14 protein-coding genes are annotated in these 17314 nt (G+C 52.6%); 6 read left to right on the forward strand and 8 right to left on the reverse strand.

The genetic code is table 11. From position 1 onward, the window contains the following. Positions 1 to 78 precede the first annotated feature (78 nt). Positions 79 to 678 (forward strand): TetR/AcrR family transcriptional regulator, encoded by a 600-nt coding sequence (locus tag PY990_RS04270; protein WP_275270553.1) that lies wholly within the window; start codon positions 79 to 81, stop codon positions 676 to 678. Between the two features lie 3 nt (positions 679 to 681). On the opposite strand, the gene PY990_RS04275 is transcribed toward PY990_RS04270, so the two are convergent. Beyond that, complete coding sequence (locus tag PY990_RS04275; RefSeq protein ID WP_275270554.1) at positions 682 to 2031, reverse strand: DUF4382 domain-containing protein; 1350 nt, start codon at positions 2029 to 2031, stop codon at positions 682 to 684. A gap of 395 nt (positions 2032 to 2426) precedes the next feature. Between PY990_RS04275 and ahpC the strand changes: the two genes are divergently transcribed. Both ahpC and ahpF read left to right on the forward strand, forming a co-directional pair. After that, a complete protein-coding gene (ahpC, locus tag PY990_RS04280) occupies positions 2427 to 2990 on the forward strand; it encodes an alkyl hydroperoxide reductase subunit C (protein ID WP_105029543.1) in 564 nt (187 codons plus the stop codon). A 96-nt stretch (positions 2991 to 3086) separates the two neighbouring features. Next, positions 3087 to 4658, forward strand: a complete 1572-nt coding sequence (gene ahpF, locus PY990_RS04285; protein WP_275270555.1) for an alkyl hydroperoxide reductase subunit F — start codon at positions 3087 to 3089, stop codon at positions 4656 to 4658. Between the two features lie 71 nt (positions 4659 to 4729). Here the strand turns inward: ahpF and PY990_RS04290 are convergent, their stop codons facing one another. Genes PY990_RS04290 through PY990_RS04300 form a run of 3 tightly spaced genes read right to left on the reverse strand, consistent with a single transcriptional unit; the run spans position 4730 to position 7064 of the window. Further along, the gene (locus PY990_RS04290) at positions 4730 to 5041 is read right to left on the reverse strand and encodes a DUF3325 domain-containing protein (protein ID WP_275270556.1); all 312 of its coding nucleotides are present in this window, start codon (positions 5039 to 5041) and stop codon (positions 4730 to 4732) included. Next, entirely contained in the window at positions 5034 to 6752 is a 1719-nt protein-coding gene (locus tag PY990_RS04295) for a PepSY-associated TM helix domain-containing protein (RefSeq protein ID WP_275270557.1), read from the reverse strand. The genes PY990_RS04290 and PY990_RS04295 overlap by 8 nt, the downstream gene beginning before the upstream one ends. 12 nt (positions 6753 to 6764) lie before the next feature. After that, complete coding sequence (locus PY990_RS04300; RefSeq protein ID WP_275270558.1) at positions 6765 to 7064, reverse strand: iron uptake protein; 300 nt, start codon at positions 7062 to 7064, stop codon at positions 6765 to 6767. A gap of 133 nt (positions 7065 to 7197) precedes the next feature. On the opposite strand from PY990_RS04300, the gene PY990_RS04305 reads away from it, so the two are divergent. Further along, positions 7198 to 7776, forward strand: coding sequence for a hypothetical protein (locus PY990_RS04305; protein ID WP_275270559.1), 579 nt, complete (start codon positions 7198 to 7200; stop codon positions 7774 to 7776). Between the two features lie 84 nt (positions 7777 to 7860). Then, entirely contained in the window at positions 7861 to 9786 is a 1926-nt protein-coding gene (locus tag PY990_RS04310; RefSeq protein ID WP_275270560.1) for an alkaline phosphatase D family protein, read from the forward strand. A 22-nt stretch (positions 9787 to 9808) separates the two neighbouring features. Here PY990_RS04310 and PY990_RS04315 read toward each other — a convergent pair whose 3' ends face one another. Beyond that, positions 9809 to 10957, reverse strand: coding sequence for an efflux RND transporter periplasmic adaptor subunit (locus tag PY990_RS04315; RefSeq protein ID WP_275270561.1), 1149 nt, complete (start codon positions 10955 to 10957; stop codon positions 9809 to 9811). A 3-nt stretch (positions 10958 to 10960) separates the two neighbouring features. After that, on the reverse strand, positions 10961 to 14083 hold the full coding sequence (locus PY990_RS04320; protein WP_275270562.1) for an efflux RND transporter permease subunit: 3123 nt from the start codon (positions 14081 to 14083) through the stop codon (positions 10961 to 10963). 153 nt (positions 14084 to 14236) lie between these two features. Between PY990_RS04320 and PY990_RS04325 the strand changes: the two genes are divergently transcribed. Further along, positions 14237 to 15127, forward strand: a complete 891-nt coding sequence (locus tag PY990_RS04325; protein ID WP_275270563.1) for a DMT family transporter — start codon at positions 14237 to 14239, stop codon at positions 15125 to 15127. Positions 15128 to 15135: 8 nt separating this feature from the next. On the opposite strand, the gene PY990_RS04330 is transcribed toward PY990_RS04325, so the two are convergent. Together PY990_RS04330 and PY990_RS04335 are read right to left on the reverse strand one after the other, a co-directional pair. Next, entirely contained in the window at positions 15136 to 16764 is a 1629-nt protein-coding gene (locus PY990_RS04330) for a pilus assembly protein TadG-related protein (protein WP_275270564.1), read from the reverse strand. After that, complete coding sequence (locus PY990_RS04335) at positions 16757 to 17227, reverse strand: TadE/TadG family type IV pilus assembly protein (protein ID WP_275270565.1); 471 nt, start codon at positions 17225 to 17227, stop codon at positions 16757 to 16759. Before PY990_RS04335 ends, PY990_RS04330 begins: the two co-directional genes overlap by 8 nt. Between the last annotated feature and the right edge of the window lie 87 nt (positions 17228 to 17314).

The following is a 17314-nucleotide window of genomic DNA, read 5'->3' on the forward strand; positions in this document are numbered from 1 at the left end:
TACTGTAACTAGAGATTAGTTTATGAAGTTGTAATACGTCTAGTGTAGTTTTTCCATAGTAAATTCAACGAGTTAACAATGTTAAAACCAGTGCAAACCCGCATGAAACCTGAGGACAGAGAACGTCAACTGCTCGAAGTTGCGCAGCGGATGTTTGTGGAAAGGGGTTACCAAGGCACAGCCATGGAAGACATTGCCAAAGCCGCAGGCGTGACCCGCCCAGTGGTGTACAAACTGTTTGGAAACAAGGACGGTATTTACCTTGCTTGCCTGAAGAAGGCGCGGGAAGTGCTGAACACTTACATCATTGAGCGTGCTCTCGAGGGCAACGGTCTTCAGGGTCGCTTGCGCGGCGGCATCGAGGGTTATTTTTCATTTGTCGAATTCGAGAGGGACGCATTTCGATTTCTCTACGACAGTGGTGCAGCGGTGGCTGGCCCAGCGGCGCAAGCCGCAGCTCAATTGCGCTTCGACACAGTGAACCGCATCGCTTTTTTACTGGACGATTTAAAAGGTGTTATGCCGGAAGAAGAAATTGTGGCCACTGCCCACGCTTTGTCTGGCGCGGGCGAGCAACTGGCCAAATGGTGGTTAACCCAACCCGCTTTGCCCAAAGCCACTGTGGTGAACACCATGTTTAATTTGCTTTGGGCGGGCTTGGTTAATCACCAAGAATAATGCTTACGGTGCAGGCGCACTCGAGAAATCAAAGTTTTTGGTGATGACTTCACGAGGAGAATCTGTGGTGCCCACAAATCCGGGGTTAAAGTTGGCGGCAGCCATCTGTACCACCGGTGTTAAGTCCACTGGTTCTGCAATCGCCATCACTGTGTATTCGCCCTCCACACCGCTGTCGGCACTGAAGTTGAACACACCAGTGGCTGTATAGGGGGCCACCTGAGGCGCATCCACCGGCAAAGTGAATGAATACCCTGCGGTGTCACCCATACCAGTCATCACACCGCCGGAATCAAATGTTTCGAATGACAACTGGGCTGAATTGATCAACACCGTAGCACCCTCAGTCAAGGTTTGCGTGATTTCAACAAAAGTGGCGGGTTTTACATCGTCCGTATTGGTCACGGCTCCTACAGCATCACCTTCTACAGTGGCTGGAAGCAGCGCAATTTCATTTTGATCACCCGCAGTAACCGAATCAAAATCCAAATTCACTAGCTGACCTTCAGGAACCACGACATCGGTGACCACCTTGGTAATAAAACCCGATGCAGTGAACACCAAATCGTAAGTGCCAGGAGGAACCTGGGACAAAACAAATCTACCGTTGGCGGCCAAGTCTGTTGATTCAATTGGCGCTGTGGCGCGCACCACCTCCCCATTTTGCTGCAAAGAAATACTGACGCCCTCAGGCACCAATGCGTCGGCCACACTGCCACGCACGCCAGACGACAAGCGTGGAATTGCAGTCAGCACTGGTTTCAGCAAGTAGTTACCAGAATTTCCCGCTTCAACCACTGACTTGCATGCATCGAAATCAATCAAGAGATCGGCAACCTGCCCTTCAGCCACATCAATGCCCACATTAATTTTCACGCCGCTTTGTTGACCACTGGGAGTTTTCAAGTCTTCGAAGCCACCCGCACTGAACACCACGTGGTTGGGTGCACGTGTGGGGTCAGCATCCGGATCAAAGTCAATGTCTGCAGGGTCAGCCGTGGCATTGTCCACCAACACAAAACGAACCTGCTGAATTCGCCCGACCGGCAAGGTGATTTCACCCAGTTCTTCAATCACGCCGTTTTGCAAATCAAGTAAATCAATCTGGCGTGGCTGGTCCAACACAATCTCTGACCAACCGCCACCGTCGGGGCTGGCCGTGGCGCTGCTGTTGACCCGAATTCGGTCCACTGTCACAAACACATTGTCGTAACCACAAGACGGCGCGTCGGTCATGGCGGTGCGCAGCGTTCCTGTGGCGGCAGAATCGCCGCCGCCGCCACAAGCTGCTACAAACAAGGCGGCACAAGTAACCGCCAAGGCGCTTTGGATGTATGTTTTCCCCTTTCGCATTTCTATCTCCTTGAATGTCCGCTTGAAATTAGATCTGAGCAGATTCGGACTATCCATGTTTAACGCGTCAAAAGGAAAAACTGTTTACCCGTGTCGCAACGAATAATTGTGCACTACAACATATCATTCTTGAAAATCATGAAATCTCGAAAATAATCTATCTTTTTAAGAGCTCAGTTTCCAAATAATTCTCAATTTCAATTTCTTAACATACCCACCAAACCCTTTTCCCTTATGGATTAGAAGGTTAGAGTCGATTCAAGACAACAATCAGAACGATAGCTATTTTGCATTAATGAAAGTATTCAATTAACTTTTGCAATCGCACAATTTATTGGTTAAAATTGCGATGAATTAATTTACTGACTGTTCATTAACTTTTTGGAGGACTTCAAATGTCTCTGATCAACACCACAATCAAGCCATTCAAAGCCACTGCTTACTGGAACGGCAAAGAAATCAACCTGACCGAAGCCGACGTGCTGGGCAAGTGGTCTGTGTTCTTCTTCTACCCCGCTGACTTCACATTCGTGTGCCCCACTGAACTGGGCGACCTGGCTGACCAGTACGAGGAACTGAAAGCCATGGGCGTTGAAGTGTTCTCTGTGTCAACCGACACCCACTTCACACACAAAGCCTGGGCCGACGCCACAGAAACCATCGGCAAAATCCGTTTCCCAATGATTGGTGACCCCACCGGTCAAATTACACGCAACTTCGGTGTGATGATCGAAGAAGAAGGCTTGGCACTGCGCGGTACCTTTGTACTCGACCCACAGGGCGTGATCAAAGTGATGGAAGTGCACGACCTTGGCATTGGCCGTGACGCATCCGAACTGAAGCGCAAGATTCAAGCCGCACAGTACATCGCCAAGAATCCTGGCCAGGCTTGCCCTGCCAAGTGGAAGGAAGGCGACGCCGCCTTGACTCCATCACTGGACCTGGTTGGCAAAATCTAAATTCAAATTACCTTTGAATTTTTAGCAGTAAACCGCTCCCCACAAGGGAGCGGCCCCTTGTTCACACACATCTGACGAACATCCCCGGAGTACCCCATGCTCGACGCAAACATCAAACAACAACTGAAGACCTATCTGCAGATGCTGCGCCACCCCATTGAATTGGTGGCCTCGCTGGACAACGGTGACAAAGCACGCGATATGGAACAGCTGGTGCAAGAAATCGCGGAGTGCTCAGACAAAGTGTCTGTGCGCCTTGACGGCAACTACAACCTGCGCCCCTCATTCTCAATTGCCAAGCAAGGTGAGGAAGGCCGCGTGCGTTTTGCCGGTTTGCCCATGGGACATGAATTCACCTCGCTGCTACTGGGCCTGCTGCATGTGGGTGGCCATCCACCCAAGGTGGAGGCAGACGTAATCGAACAAATCAAAGGCTTGCAGGCGCCTGCAAACGGCGGTCATTTTGAAACCGTCATTTCACTGAGCTGCCACAACTGTCCTGACGTTGTTCAGGCATTCAACACCATTGCAGCATTGAACCCGGCATTTAGCCACACCATGATCGATGGCGGCATGTTCCAGCCACTTGTTGAACAGCGCAAGGTCATGGCAGTCCCCACCGTGTTTCAAGGTACACAAGGGAATAGCAACGAAAGCTTTGGCTCCGGCCGAATGACACTGGAAGAAATTGTCGCCAAGCTGGACACTGGCGCTGCTGAAAAGGACGCAGCCAAACTGAATGCCAAAGGCGAGTTTGATGTGCTGATTGTGGGCGGTGGCCCCGCCGGCGCAGCCGCTGCGATTTATGCTGCGCGTAAAGGCGTGAGAACCGGCATCGTCACCGAGCGCTTCGGTGGCCAGGTTCTGGACACACTGGGCATTGAAAACTTCATTTCCATGAAAGAAACAGAAGGCCCCAAGCTGGTGGCTGCACTGGAACAACACGTGAAGGAATACGACATCGACGTGATGAACCTGCAACGCGCCAAAGGCCTGCAGAAACTGAGCGACGGCAAGGTTGAAGTTGAACTGGAAAACGGTGCCAAGCTGACCAGCAAAAGCATCATTTTGAGCACCGGCGCACGCTGGCGCGAAATGAATGTGCCAGGCGAAGCCGAGTACCGCAACAAGGGCGTGGCCTACTGCCCGCACTGCGACGGCCCCTTGTACAAAGGCAAGCGTGTTGCGGTCATTGGTGGTGGCAACAGCGGTGTAGAAGCTGCCATTGACCTGGCCGGCATTGTGAAAGAAGTCACCCTGTTTGAATTCGACACCAAGCTGAAAGCCGACGCGGTATTGCAGAAAAAACTGTACAGCCTTCCGAATGTGAAAGTGATTTTGAATGCACTGACCACCGAGGTGAATGGCGACGGTAGCAAAGTGTACGGCCTTACCTACAAAGACCGAGCAACGGATGAAGTGAAGCAGGTTGAACTGGAAGGTATTTTTGTTCAAATCGGTTTGCTGCCCAACACCGACTGGCTGAAAGGCTCGCTGGAATTGAGCAAGCACGGTGAAATCGTGGTGGACCACAAAGGCCACACTAGCATGGAAGGCGTGTTCGCTGCGGGCGACTGCACAACCGCTCCTTACAAGCAAATCATCATCGCCATGGGTGAAGGCGCGAATGCTTCACTGGCCGCGTTTGATCATTTAATTCGACAGTAAGGCCTCTCGATATAAAAAGCCCGCAGGTTTTGATCTGCGGGCTTTTTTATTGACAGCTTTTTTGAGCATGCCTAAAAAGGCCAGAATGATTTCACCATGCGCGGCTTGTTGGCTAAAAGTAGGGCCACCGTCACAGCAGCGCCAACCATCAACATGATCCACACCAGTGCCGCAATCGAAGGTCGATCTGCAACAAGGCACACCACCAGTGACACAACAAGGGCAAGATAACCCAACAGTTTCAACACCGTTCGAGGTGGTTGGCTATCGGCCAAGGGAATCTGCTTCACCTGTGCCCAATGCACATCCATGGACAAGGCCAACCACGCCATGCCCGCCAGGCTGAGCAAAGCGGCGGCAGTTAAATAAAATGCCTCAGGCATGGGCCACCTCACCCGTGTCAGATCCAGATTGTTTTTCAGTTTTACCAACCGGCACATCCGCACCACGCTCTCGGCGTGCAAGTTTCAATGCCGCCCAGCCGCTCATCACGGCACACGCCATCAGGCTCAAATCAACGCCTGCGACAGGCCAATACGTGTCAGTGAACACTGTTTTGATCAAATGGTCGCCAGTGGTGGCCCAGTTCAACAGAACCGCTGAAATACTGAGTGCTACTACTCCCCAGCATTGCTCACGCCAGGCCGGGTTGAACAAACCATTTGCAACAGGCGCACTGCGAACGTAAGCATGAACAAAGCTAAGGCCCCACACAGTCCAGAATGCAGCTTTTTCCCAATCGGCCTTGCCCAATAGGTCGGCTGGCAAAATTCGATTGATGACCAGCATACCGACTGCGGCCATCACCATGCCGGTCACTGTAGTAACGGCCAATGAATCGACCACACGACTGCCATTGCTGCCGCTTTTTGCATGTTGGGATTTTCGTTTTTCGACGAAAAAAATAAAACCAGTCGCAATACACACGGCACCGAGCAAGCCACCCAACACATACAGCCAACGCAAGAACCAGTGCTCAAAGTGCTGCAAATGCAAGCCCGTCAGGAACTCATTCACCTCAGATACCGGCGTGCGTGGCGGGTCTTCGCTGAGCACTTCACCCGTGCTGGTTTTAAAATGAATGCCCTCGCCCACCAAGGCCACGCGGTCACTGCCAGCGCGGTAAATGCTCACATAACTGTTGGCATCGCCTACGTGGTGCATTACGAGAAAACCGACCTCACCCGCCATGTCACGGGCTGCCCACCGGCGTTTTGCCTCCTCAACCATTGCATCCACACTACTCATGGTGCCTGGCACACCCGCTGCATCGTGCGGCAAACCGGTTGTGGCCGCCTCGTGAATTTCATGTTGCTTGTGCAGGGGGTCAAGCAGGGTGCTGGTCACCGGCAAAAAATAAAAACTGGCAAAAATAACCAAACCCGTGAATGCAAAAAAGAAATGAAAAGGCAGCGCCACCACACCAGTCAAATTGTGCAAATCAAGGCTGGCACGTTGTGTTCGCTTCCAGGGCCGGAAGGTGAAAAACTCGCGGAATACCTTGCGGTGCACGATGACACCGGTGACCAAGGCCGCGAGCATCATCAGTGCAGCCAAACCCACAATCCAGATACCCAGGTTTTTCCACTTCAACTGCAAGCTGTAGTGCATGGGGTAAAACCAGTGGCTGCCAATTTTCAATTTGTCATCAGGCAACACCGCGCCAGTTCGGGGGTCCAGCGTCACATTCTTGTGAATGTGGTTGTGGTCTTCCGGGTTTTTCGCCAAAGGCACGCCATAACCCACACCGGCCGCCAAAACAGGGTCGCGGTGGGTAACATAAGCCCAATATTCGTCCACCGGCAATTCGGTGCGCGGTGTCATCTCGCCCTTGGCGGGGTCGTGCAGCTTGGGCATGTTGGTGGCGTAGTCCACCTCATCAGGCTCGAGTTGCTGCAAAGCAGGCAGCAACACCTTGTCAAAAGACGGCATGGGCTGCGCGTCGAACCGCGTTTCAGGAATGGCCCAACGGTCAATTTCCCGATCAAATACCGACAACGATCCGAAGAAAAAACAGACCATCAACACAAAGCCCAACACCAAACCAAACCAGGTGTGAACCCAGGTCATGGACAATCGAAAATTACTGAACACCAACCTTCCCCTTCAAGACAGCATGCTTTGCTGAATCAACCAGGCCGACAGGGTCATCAACACCCCACCCCCTGCCAACACAGCCCACACACGGGCCACACTGCTGCTGGCAAAAGCCCACAGAAAAACGCCCAGAAACACCAGAAATGCAAGCATCAAAATACCGGTTTCGGCCTCATGAAAATCAACACCGAGCGCGGCAAGGCCGGCGATGCCCAAGGATGAAAAGCCCCACGTGAATGCATAGCCGCCCAGTAGCGCTGACAACACCCGATTCACAACCCAGTAGTTGAGACTGCCGACCTTATTCATTGCTGAACGCTCATATTTTTTTAATGAACAGTAATGATAATTATTCTTACTTATTTAATCAATTGATACAGCGATTTAATTTGCCGATTGATCTGCTACGATCAGGGCCTTGCGGTTCACATGGATGGTCAACATGCCTATGTCCAAAGCCAAAATCGGCACATTACTGATGCTCTTGGCCTGCCCCGCCTTGCAAGCTCAAACTCCAGCCCCGGAACAGGCAAATGAAAGCGACTTGCGGGCCTGTTTACAACTCGAACAGCAGGGCCTGAAGCGGTTCAACACACTGGAGCAACGGGCCAGCGACCTGCGTGGCAGCGAGAAACTCTTAAGCGAGCGGCGCGTTGCCTTGCAAAACCAGAAAGCCAAACTGGATGCGGGCAAGCCCGATCAAAAGGCAGTTGCGAATTTCAATGAAGCGGTGAACACCTTTAACCTTCAGGCTGACCAGTTGAATGCAGACAAAGCCGAATTCGAGAACGAGTCAAGTACCTACGACAATTGGGTCAACGACAACCTGAAACCGGTGTGTAACAAGGTGATCAACAAATCGGTGAATCCGGTGACATCCTTTTACGCTTGCGGCTTTAACAGCACACAGCCGATGGTCGATGTGCCCCACTGCAAATCCCTGCCCAATCTGGATAGCCTGAAAACCTGCATTCAAAAAGCAGGCAGCAAACCTGCCGCCTTGGAGGCTTGCAAGGGGTAACCCATGTGTGGGCTGTCCACCAAATTACTAGCTAAACGTTGGTAGGGTTTGTGCATTATTCTTACACCTCACCCCAATCGCAGTATGAGCATCAACACCCTTCTGGCTGGCCCCGTGTTGCGTCGCATGCAAAGCGAGCGAATCACTTTGTGGTTGGCCACATCGCAACCCGTGCAATGGCGGCTTGCCCTGTTCCCGGACAAACACGATTCGCAGGTGCATGAAATTCGTGGGCATTGCCGTGAATTGAAAGTGGCGGAGCACTATTACATTCACCTGATTGACCTGCCCTTGAACATGCCTCTGCCGGCCGACACCTGGGTGGGTTATGAACTGAGTTACAAACATGGGGCAGATGGCGAATGGATCAACCTGACCCAGGAAGCGCCACACTTGCTTTACCCGGGCAGAAGCACGCTGGGGTTTGTCATTCACAGCCAGGTTCGCAGCGTACTGCACGGTTCTTGCCGCAAGCCGCATTATGCGCGCAAGGAAGGCAGCTCGGCCGGTGATGGCCTGGTTCGGGCCGACCAACACTTGCTGGAACTGGTCACCACCCCCACTGAATGGCCAGCACTGCTGATGATGGGTGGCGATCAAATTTACACCGACGACGTAGCAGGCCCCATGCTGGTGGCCATACACCGCTTATTGGATGAATTGAATTCGCCAGCCGAGCCTTTGCCGGGTACCCAACTGCACAGCAGCCATACCCTGCACCGCGACCAGCCGCACTATTACACGCGAGATCAATTGTTGCCAAAAACCAGGGCCAACAAAGACATTCGCACCGTGCTGTTTACGGGTGTGAAAAAACCGGTGTTCACCACTGACAGTGCCCGAAACCATTTGATCTCCCTGTCCGAAGTCATGGCCATGTACCTGTTGGTGTGGTCGCCCATTCCCTGGCGCTACACAGACATGACCATCCCACCGGAAGTGCCCACCGAATTTGCAGAACGCTATGAAGCACAACTGGAAGCGATGGAGGAGTTCGTCGCGGAATTGGACTGTGTGCACCGCTTGATGGCCCACATACCCGTGGCCATGATGTTCGACGACCACGACATCACCGACGACTGGAACCTGAGTGCCGAGTGGGAAGAGACCGCTTACGGTGAGCCATTCTCCCGCCGGATCATCGGCAATGCGCTCGTGGCCTACCTGGTTTGCCAGGCCTGGGGCAATGCACCAGAGAACTTTTCTGATGACATGATGAAGCGCTGCGATGAGGCGCTGCAATTGCCCGGTGAGGAAGCGCATGAAGATTTGATTTCCGAATTGATTGCCTTTCGCGGCTGGCAATACAAGTGGGACACCAAACCTGCTCTGATGGTGATTGATACGCGAACCAACCGCTGGCGGTCGGAATTCAACCCTGCACACCCTTCCGGGCTGATGGACTGGGAATCGCTGTCCGAGTTACAACAACGGCTGCTGGGTCATGATGCTGTGTTGCTGGTGTCACCAGCCCCAATATTCGGCGTCAAATTGATTGAAACCATACAAAAAGTGTTCACCTGGTTTGGCAAACCCTTGATGGTAGATGCCGAAAACTGGATGGCGCATCGAGGCGCCGCGAATACACTGCTGAATTTATTCCGGCACGGCAAAACGCCCCAAAATTTTGTGATTCTTTCTGGCGATGTGCACTATTCATTCGCTTATGAAGTGGAACTTCGCAGCAAGAAAAACAGCCCCAACATTTGGCAAATTACCAGCAGCGGTTTTAGAAATGAATTTCCGCGCAAACTGCTCGATGTTCTTGACCGCATGAATCGCTGGTTATATGCCCCGTGGTCACCTTTGAACTGGTTTACCAAACGCCGAAAAATGCGCATTGTGCCGCGCAAACCCGATCACGGCAGTCGTGGTGAGCGCTTGGTCAACGGCAGTGGAGTCGGCTTGCTGACACTCGATGCCACCGGTGCACCACTTAAAATTACTCAGCTGCTGGCCGATGGCGACACCATTGAATTTCGCAAGCGCATGGAAGACGAAGCACACTAGTGAATTGAATAGGTCAAGGCTTTCAGCTTGCTGCGGGCTTCGCCACTTCCACCTGCTGCCCTGGTTTCAACAAAGCGTTGGGGTTCACGACTACGCGGTCCTGAACGCTTACACCCTGAACTACCTCCACCGTGGTCGGGAAATTTTTACCCAAGGTAATTTTCCTGAACTCAACCTGGTTGTCGGCATTCAACACCACCAAAGTAGCGCCACCATCCCGATACACAATGGTGTTGGCAGGCACTGTGACGCTTTTGCCTTTGCCGTTTGATTCAATTTTCAAACTGGCATTCAAACCGGCAGGTAAGGCCAGTTCACGGTTATCAAACTCGTATTCAATGCGCACGGTGCCTGTGTCTGCACGCAATTCCTGAGAAGATCGCTTGAAATTCACGGCAATCATTTGGCCCGGGCGCTCTGCAATAATCAGGCTGGCTTTGCTGGCCTGCTCAATGCGAAACAACTGGGGTTGCGGCACATCCACCTGCACCCGAATCACATCGCTGTTGATGATTCGGTAAAGCATGCGTGTGTCGTTTGGGCTCACCCTGTCGCCCCGGTCAATGTTGCGCTCGGTGATTACACCATCAAAGGGTGCCTTCAAGGTCAGGTAGGTCAATTCACTTTGCAAGCGGGCCACCTCCGCTTTTGCAGCATTCAAATTGGCTTTGGCCACTTCTTCAATGCCCATCAACTCATCAACCTGTTGGGCCGACACTGCACCCGCAGTACCCAAAGGCTCAACCCGCTCGCGATTGCGTGTTGCAAGCAGCAATTCTGCTTCGCGTTGATTCAGTGCCGCCCGTGCAGAATTCAGCGAAGCCTCCAATTCGGGTGCTGAAATACGTGCAAGTACTTCACCCGCTTTGACACGTGTGCCAATGTCGGCATAGCGTGCCTCCACAAAACCTGAACTGCGGGCAAACAAACTGGCCTCGCGAGAAGGAGCAAGCCTTGCTGAAAATTGAATTTCACTGCTGGCCTGCGATAACGCAGGTTGCACCACATTCACCACAGGCATGCTTACCTGATCTTGAGCAGGTTTTAAATTCGCTTTTGCGTCCTGCCCCCAATACACAAAACCAGCGCCCGCTGCCACCAGTACTGTGGCAGTGGCTGCAATTAAAAACGGTTTGCTCACACTTGTTTTATTCACGCTTGTTTTACTCACTATTTACTCCTCAACCAGCGGTTTGCCGGGTACTGCGTTTTTCATTGCAAATGTGAAAATCAAAGGCACCAAAATCAAGGTAGCCACCGAGCCTGTCATCAATCCACCAATCACCGCGCGGGCCAATGGCGCATTTTGCTCAGCGCCCTGCCCCAGCGCAGTGGCCATCGGTATCAAGCCCACAATCATCGTCAAGGCAGTCATCAAAATTGGGCGAATGCGCTGGCGCACGGTTTGCAATGCGGCATCCCAGGCACCCATGCCCTGCACCCAGGCATCACGCGCAAACGAGGTTAGCAACACGCTGTTGGCCGTGGTGATACCCATGGTCATGATCAAACCCATAAGCGCGGGAACACTGATCGGTGTTCCGGTGACATACAAGGCAGCCACCGCACCGGACAGCGCCACTGGCAAACTGCTCAAGGCCACAAAAGGCAAAACCCACGATTGAAAGTTGAACACCATCACCAGCACAATCAAGGCCAAGGCACCCAGCAATCCAACCGCCAGTTCCCTGAAGGCCTCGGTCATCGCCGTGGCCTGGCCGTTAATTTCTATTTTGTTGCCCGGTTTCAAACGCGATTGCAAATCTGCCACCGCCTTTTGGGATTGCTCGGCGAGAACCCTTAAATTTGCCCCAGGCGCATTGGCCAGCACGCTCACCACTGGCTGCAGGGTAGAACGCACCACCGTGGCCGGCACGGTGCGTGGTGTGATGGTTGCTATCGCGCCCAGTTGAATGCTTTCTCCGCCGGGCGTGGTAATTGGCAAACGAAGCAAATCTTCGGCCGAGTTAATGGTTTGCAACGGTGCTTGCACCTGCACCACGTACGAAATACCCGCGCGGGGATCGGACCAATAACTGGGTGCGACCGTGCCGCCTGTGCCCAACACACCCAACAAGGTTTGCAAGGCATCGGCCGAAGTAATGCCCAAGGCAAGGGCACGGTCTCGATCAATCGACACCACGTACTCCGGCAAATTGCCCACCTGTCTCAACATCAAATCACTGATGTCTTCAGACCCATTCAATTTCTTGAGCAGCTCTTGCGCAATGCCCATATTGCCAGGCACATCCCTTCCAATCACCCGAATTTCAGCCGAGGTGGGTGTTAGGCCCGACAAGGTTTGATTGGTAATGTCAGCAGGCAAAAACAAAAACTTGAAATCGGGATAACGTTCAGTCAGTTCTTTGCGCAGCAAAGTTTGATACTCAAACGTGCTGGCCTTTTTCGGGCTCAGTTCAATCAGCATTTCACCATCGAAACTGCCAATGGTCATGGTATCTACCCAAGACATGTTGACCGGGTCGGGCTGCCCGATCAATTCCACGATCTGCTTAACTTCATCTTCAGGAATCAATTCTCGAATGCTGGTTTGGACCTGTGCAAACTTGTTGGCAGTTTCCTCCACACGCGTGCCTGCAGGGCCGCGCACGTACAGCTTCAATAAGCCCGCATCGGTGCGCGGGAAATACTGCTGCGGGCTGATGGCCAGCAAAGTACCCGCACTCGCCACAACCAACACCACCACCAGGGCCACTACAGGCCACTTGGCGCGCAAGGCAGGCAGTCGGTTGGCAATGCCGTCACCCAAACGGTCGATGGATGCTTCAAGTTTGTGAAAACCCTTGTAGTGCTTGTCGTTCTTGCCGAGATTCAGCGCAGCCAAGGTGGGCACCACCGTTCTCGAAAAGAAGTACGACGCCGCCAATGCAGCAATCACTGTGATGGCCAATGGCTGGAACACATAACCCGCAATGCCCTCCAGCAAGAAAATGGGCGTAAACACAATACAGGTGGACAGGGTAGACACGAATTCAGGGAACGCCACTTGTTTGGCCCCCGCCAATGCGGCCTGCGGTGCATTCAGCCCCAGCCCAATATTGCGGTTGATGTTTTCAATTTCAACCATGGCGTTGTCCACCAGAATACCCACCGCAAGGGCAAGACCCGCCAGGCTCATCAGGTTCAGGGTATGCCCTGTCAGTTTGACTGCAATCACCGCGACGAACAGTGAAAGTGGAATCGACACCAGAACAATGAGGCTGGATTTGATCGACCCCAGAAAAATGAACACCACCAGGCCCACCAGAAAACCCACGATCAGAATTTCCTTGGCGATAATGTCTACCGCACTTTGAACGAAAATGGACTGATCGAAAATGGGTGTGATTTTCGCACCTGCTGGGGCAGCGGCTTGAATTTCCGGCAACCGTTCCTTCACTTTCTCGATGATTTCAGTGGTGGACGCATCGCCAATTTTGATCATCGACACCAGCACGGCGCTGCTGCCGTCCACCCGGGTCAGGTTGGTTTGAATGGCACCTCCATCGCGCACATCGGCCACATCACGAAGCTTGATGATTCGGCCATCCCTCGCGCTGATCGGCAGGTTGGCAAACACCTCGGCACTTTCCGGGCTTGCATCCACGGAAATTTGCATGTCGCGCATGCCTTCCCGCACATTGCCTGAAGGCAGGGTGAGGTTTTGCTGGTTCACAGCCTGTGCCACATCGGCAGCGGAAAGCCCGAAGGCTGGGAGTGCATCGGGCTTCAAATCAATCATGATCTGGCGGGTTGCACCGCCATACGGCAAGGTTAGCCGCATACCACCAATACTTTGCACCTGCCCGCGCAACTGAATGCGGGCATAATCGGCCAATTGGCTTTGACTGAGCGTGTCGGAAGACACCACCATGCTAAGGATGGGCCGGCTGGACAAGGAGTTGCGAACCACAATGGGCGGGCTGGTGCCAGCCGGCATTCGGCGCAAGATAGTTTGTGAAATTGCCCCGACCTGGGACAAAGCCACATCAATTTCCACGTTGTTTTGAAACACCACCCGAACCAGTCCAACGCCATTGAACGTTTCTGAAGAAATTTCCTTCACGTTGTCCACGTTATTCAACAGGGCCAACTCGGAGAATGAGGTTATTTTCGTCGCCATCTCGCGCGCGTTCAAACCTTGGTAGGTCCACACCACATTCACAACAGGCGTTTTAACTTCAGGAAGAATATCGACCGGCAATTGCCGAAGGGATGAGAAACCCAGAATGAACACGAGAATCGCCAACGCGCCCATGGAATAGGGTCTTCGCAATGCGTACTTCACCAACCACATTGTTAGTCCTTTGACTGCTGCTTCTTTGCACAGCCCACTTTGAGCGCCGTTGCTCAAAAATGTTCAAAATTTTTGAGAATTGTTCTCGAATCCCTGCATGGAGACCACCAATTTAAGCATACTTGCGCATTCACTCACCACCTGCTGAAAACCATGAGTCAAGCCAGTGCACTGCGATTATTGTTGCTGTCCATGATCTGGGGTTCTTCTTTTGTGTTCTATAAAATCGCGGCAGCCGACATGGCGCCCGCTTTTATGGCGGCACTTCGGGTGGTGTTCGGCGCACTGTTTCTGGGTGGGCTTTTTGCACTCACCCGCAAGCAAACCCAAGTTGCAAAGCGATGGAAGTTAATTGCTGTAATTGCCGTATTTGCCTCCGCCTTGCCTTTCACTTTGGTGGCCTACGCGTCATTCACGGTCACTGCATCGGTACTGGTAATTATCAACGCCACCGCTCCAATTTGGGCTGCGCTTGTTGCCTTGGTATGGACACGCGCCGTGCCCTCGCCCATGGCCTTACTTGGGCTTGTTTTGGGCTTACTGGGTGTGGCAATTATTGTGGGTTTTGATGCGGCAACCCTGAACACAGAAGGCACTGGGCTGGGTGTAACTGCGGCACTGGGCGCTGCGGCTTGCTATGGCATTGCCACCAACATGGCGAAATACCTGGGCAGTGACATTGACCCGCTCACCAACGCGTTTGGTTGCTTGCTGATGGGTTCGTTTATTTTGATGCCCTTTGTACCGTTTTACCTGCCTGAGCAAATGCCTGCAATGAGCAGCTGGCTGGCCATTCTGGGTGTGGGTGTGTTGTGCAGTGGTGTGGCTTACCTGCTGTACTTCAGGCTGGTGATGGACATTGGGCCTACCTCGGCACTCACCGTCACCTTTTTAACTCCGGTATTCGGCGTGCTGTGGGGCAACCTTTTTCTAGGTGAAACCGTGGGTTGGCACACTTTGTTCGGCGGTTTGGTGGTGTTGGCCGGCACAGCATTGGCGGCCGTCTACGGCCTCCAAAAAAACGATGCCGTACCCGTGGACTGATATAGATTTCAACGCGTTAAAACTACGCTTTGACAGTCCATGGAATCCACATTCACGGTGACCGTATTTAAATCCACGCCCAACACCTGTAGCAAACCATCGAGAATATTGCCCACAAGCCCCAGGATAGGACTCAAGACAGGTTCAAGCGCATTCAGCAACAAGTTCACCAAACCGTTCACAACGCCACTTATCAGTGGCCCCACAAATGGAAGGTCAATACCAAGGTCCAATTCTGTGTTTTGCAGCAAATTGCCCAGTGTCTCGCCCACGCTCAATTCAATCGTTTCACTGAAAGGCGCTACCCCGTTAAAACTGTGCTGAACTGGGTCAGAGCGCAAACTGGTCTCGGCGGCCAAAGTAACGCCGGCATTCACCAAACCCAAAAAATTCACGTCAAGAATATCGGCCGGTGCACCACATTCCAGCGCACCCACGGTGGTGTTCAGATTACTCGCGCTGTCCGAAATGCATACTTCCGCCACTGCGGGTACAACCGTCATCACCATGTTGTTGCTTGAGCGCGGATACCGGCATGTCAATTCATTTACCTCGGCCAGGCCACCCGCCACACGCAGTTGAAGCCCTAGATCAAGCGCACTCAAACTAACAAGCGCCAGGTTGATATTCAAAGGCTGACGAATACGAACATCCAAGGCAACTTGTGCTGTTCGGCCCGTGGCGATCGGGTCTTTGTAGGGCATTTTTCGGCCCACAAATACCTGGGGCGCTTCCAGAATATTCACGCCGACATCAAGATTCAGCAAACCCGATGAAATAGGCAATACATAACCCACACCTTCCACTGCATTCAGCACAGTCACCTGTGCCAGTTGCCCAAGGTTAATATCAAGCGTGGTGTTGGTTCTACCCGATAAATCGAGGGCCACAAGATCACCCACAGTCACGTTGACGTTATTCAACGGCCCACTCAAGGCACTGAGAACACCCTCCACTTCCATTTTTTCCGCATTATCAGCATTACCCACCAACAGGGCATCTTGAAGTAGCCCAAGTGCCGACACATTCAAGGCCAGCAAATCATTCACATTGGCAACACCCAATTCTGCCGACAATGCCAACAAATCCACACGGATATCGCTGCCCAACAAGCTGCCCCACTGGGCCACCGTCAAATTAATTGCACCGCCACCCAGACCGCTTAACAAACCGTTGAGCAATGCGGATTGATTGCTGTCGATGCTGACCAGGCCGCTGGATACTGATCCCACCACAGTGGGTGCCACAGTGGCTTCAGCCAGCACAGAGATTTCCCGGTTCGGCAAAAAAGCAAGCAAACCATTGACCGGGCGAACAATCGTGACCCGGCTGGTGATGGAGTTGTCGCAATCAGCGGTGGGTGCATCGTCGATAATGCACTCAATGGTCAAATCATCGTTGGCGCTTACCCCGTTGGACAGGGCAATTGCCTGTGCCTCCGCAAACTCGGGCCCGTTGGCCATTTGACGGGCGGCAGTCAGGGCAACCAGGTCAGCAACACCTTGCAAGCGAGTTTTTTCCCAAGCCATGTGCCCCACCGCCAACACCCCCAGGGCACCCATGCTCATCATGAGCACAAACACCGTCAAAATTGAATAGGCACCACGTTGCGATTGAAGAGAATTGGGCTTAACCATCGTTGGGCTCCACACGTGTTGTGGACTCTGCTGACAAATTCTCAGGCAAAGGAATGAAAAAGGAATTACCAACCAGTGGATTGCTGCTGTAGTTGGGATAATCGAGTCGCACCCGCAGGCAGGTTGAGTCGCCGCAGGCAAACGAATTCACGGAAGGCACAACGCTTTCCCGGAAAGAACCCACGTAAGTGGGCAGCAGGTCTTCCAAAGCATCTTGCGCAAGGCTTTCATAATCACCGACTGCAAAACCACTGCGATACACGGTGGCTTGCCGCGCTGCCTCACTGGTGGTGTTGTTCATGATCAACATGGCCCCCAACAGCACCGAGTACTCCACGATCGCGAAAATCACAGCCAGCAAAATTGGCAGTGTCAGCACCAGCTCGATCATGAGCGCGCCTCGCTGAAGTAATTTGGACTGAGTTTTCATGATGGGCTTGTCTTTGTCGAATGGGTTAGTCAAAAAGTGTTAATCAAAATATTACTTAATCACTTTGCCATTCAACACTGTGAATAATAGGAATGAATAGGATGAATTTTACCCTCTTAT

This window comes from Limnobacter olei, from assembly GCF_029087225.1.
Classification (GTDB): Bacteria; Pseudomonadota; Gammaproteobacteria; order Burkholderiales; family Burkholderiaceae_B; genus Limnobacter; species Limnobacter olei.

Bases quoted from the DNA above. Each gene is read 5' to 3' on its own strand.
- PY990_RS04270 (WP_275270553.1), top strand. From the start codon at position 79: ATGTTAAAACCAGTGCAAACCCGCATGAAACCTGAGGACAGAGAACGT.
- PY990_RS04275 (WP_275270554.1), bottom strand. From the start codon at position 2,031: ATGCGAAAGGGGAAAACATACATCCAAAGCGCCTTGGCGGTTACTTGT.
- ahpC (WP_105029543.1), top strand. From the start codon at position 2,427: ATGTCTCTGATCAACACCACAATCAAGCCATTCAAAGCCACTGCTTAC.
- ahpF (WP_275270555.1), top strand. From the start codon at position 3,087: ATGCTCGACGCAAACATCAAACAACAACTGAAGACCTATCTGCAGATG.
- PY990_RS04290 (WP_275270556.1), bottom strand. From the start codon at position 5,041: ATGCCTGAGGCATTTTATTTAACTGCCGCCGCTTTGCTCAGCCTGGCG.
- PY990_RS04300 (WP_275270558.1), bottom strand. From the start codon at position 7,064: ATGAATAAGGTCGGCAGTCTCAACTACTGGGTTGTGAATCGGGTGTTG.
- PY990_RS04305 (WP_275270559.1), top strand. From the start codon at position 7,198: ATGCCTATGTCCAAAGCCAAAATCGGCACATTACTGATGCTCTTGGCC.
- PY990_RS04310 (WP_275270560.1), top strand. From the start codon at position 7,861: ATGAGCATCAACACCCTTCTGGCTGGCCCCGTGTTGCGTCGCATGCAA.
- PY990_RS04320 (WP_275270562.1), bottom strand. From the start codon at position 14,083: ATGTGGTTGGTGAAGTACGCATTGCGAAGACCCTATTCCATGGGCGCG.
- PY990_RS04325 (WP_275270563.1), top strand. From the start codon at position 14,237: ATGAGTCAAGCCAGTGCACTGCGATTATTGTTGCTGTCCATGATCTGG.
- PY990_RS04330 (WP_275270564.1), bottom strand. From the start codon at position 16,764: ATGGTTAAGCCCAATTCTCTTCAATCGCAACGTGGTGCCTATTCAATT.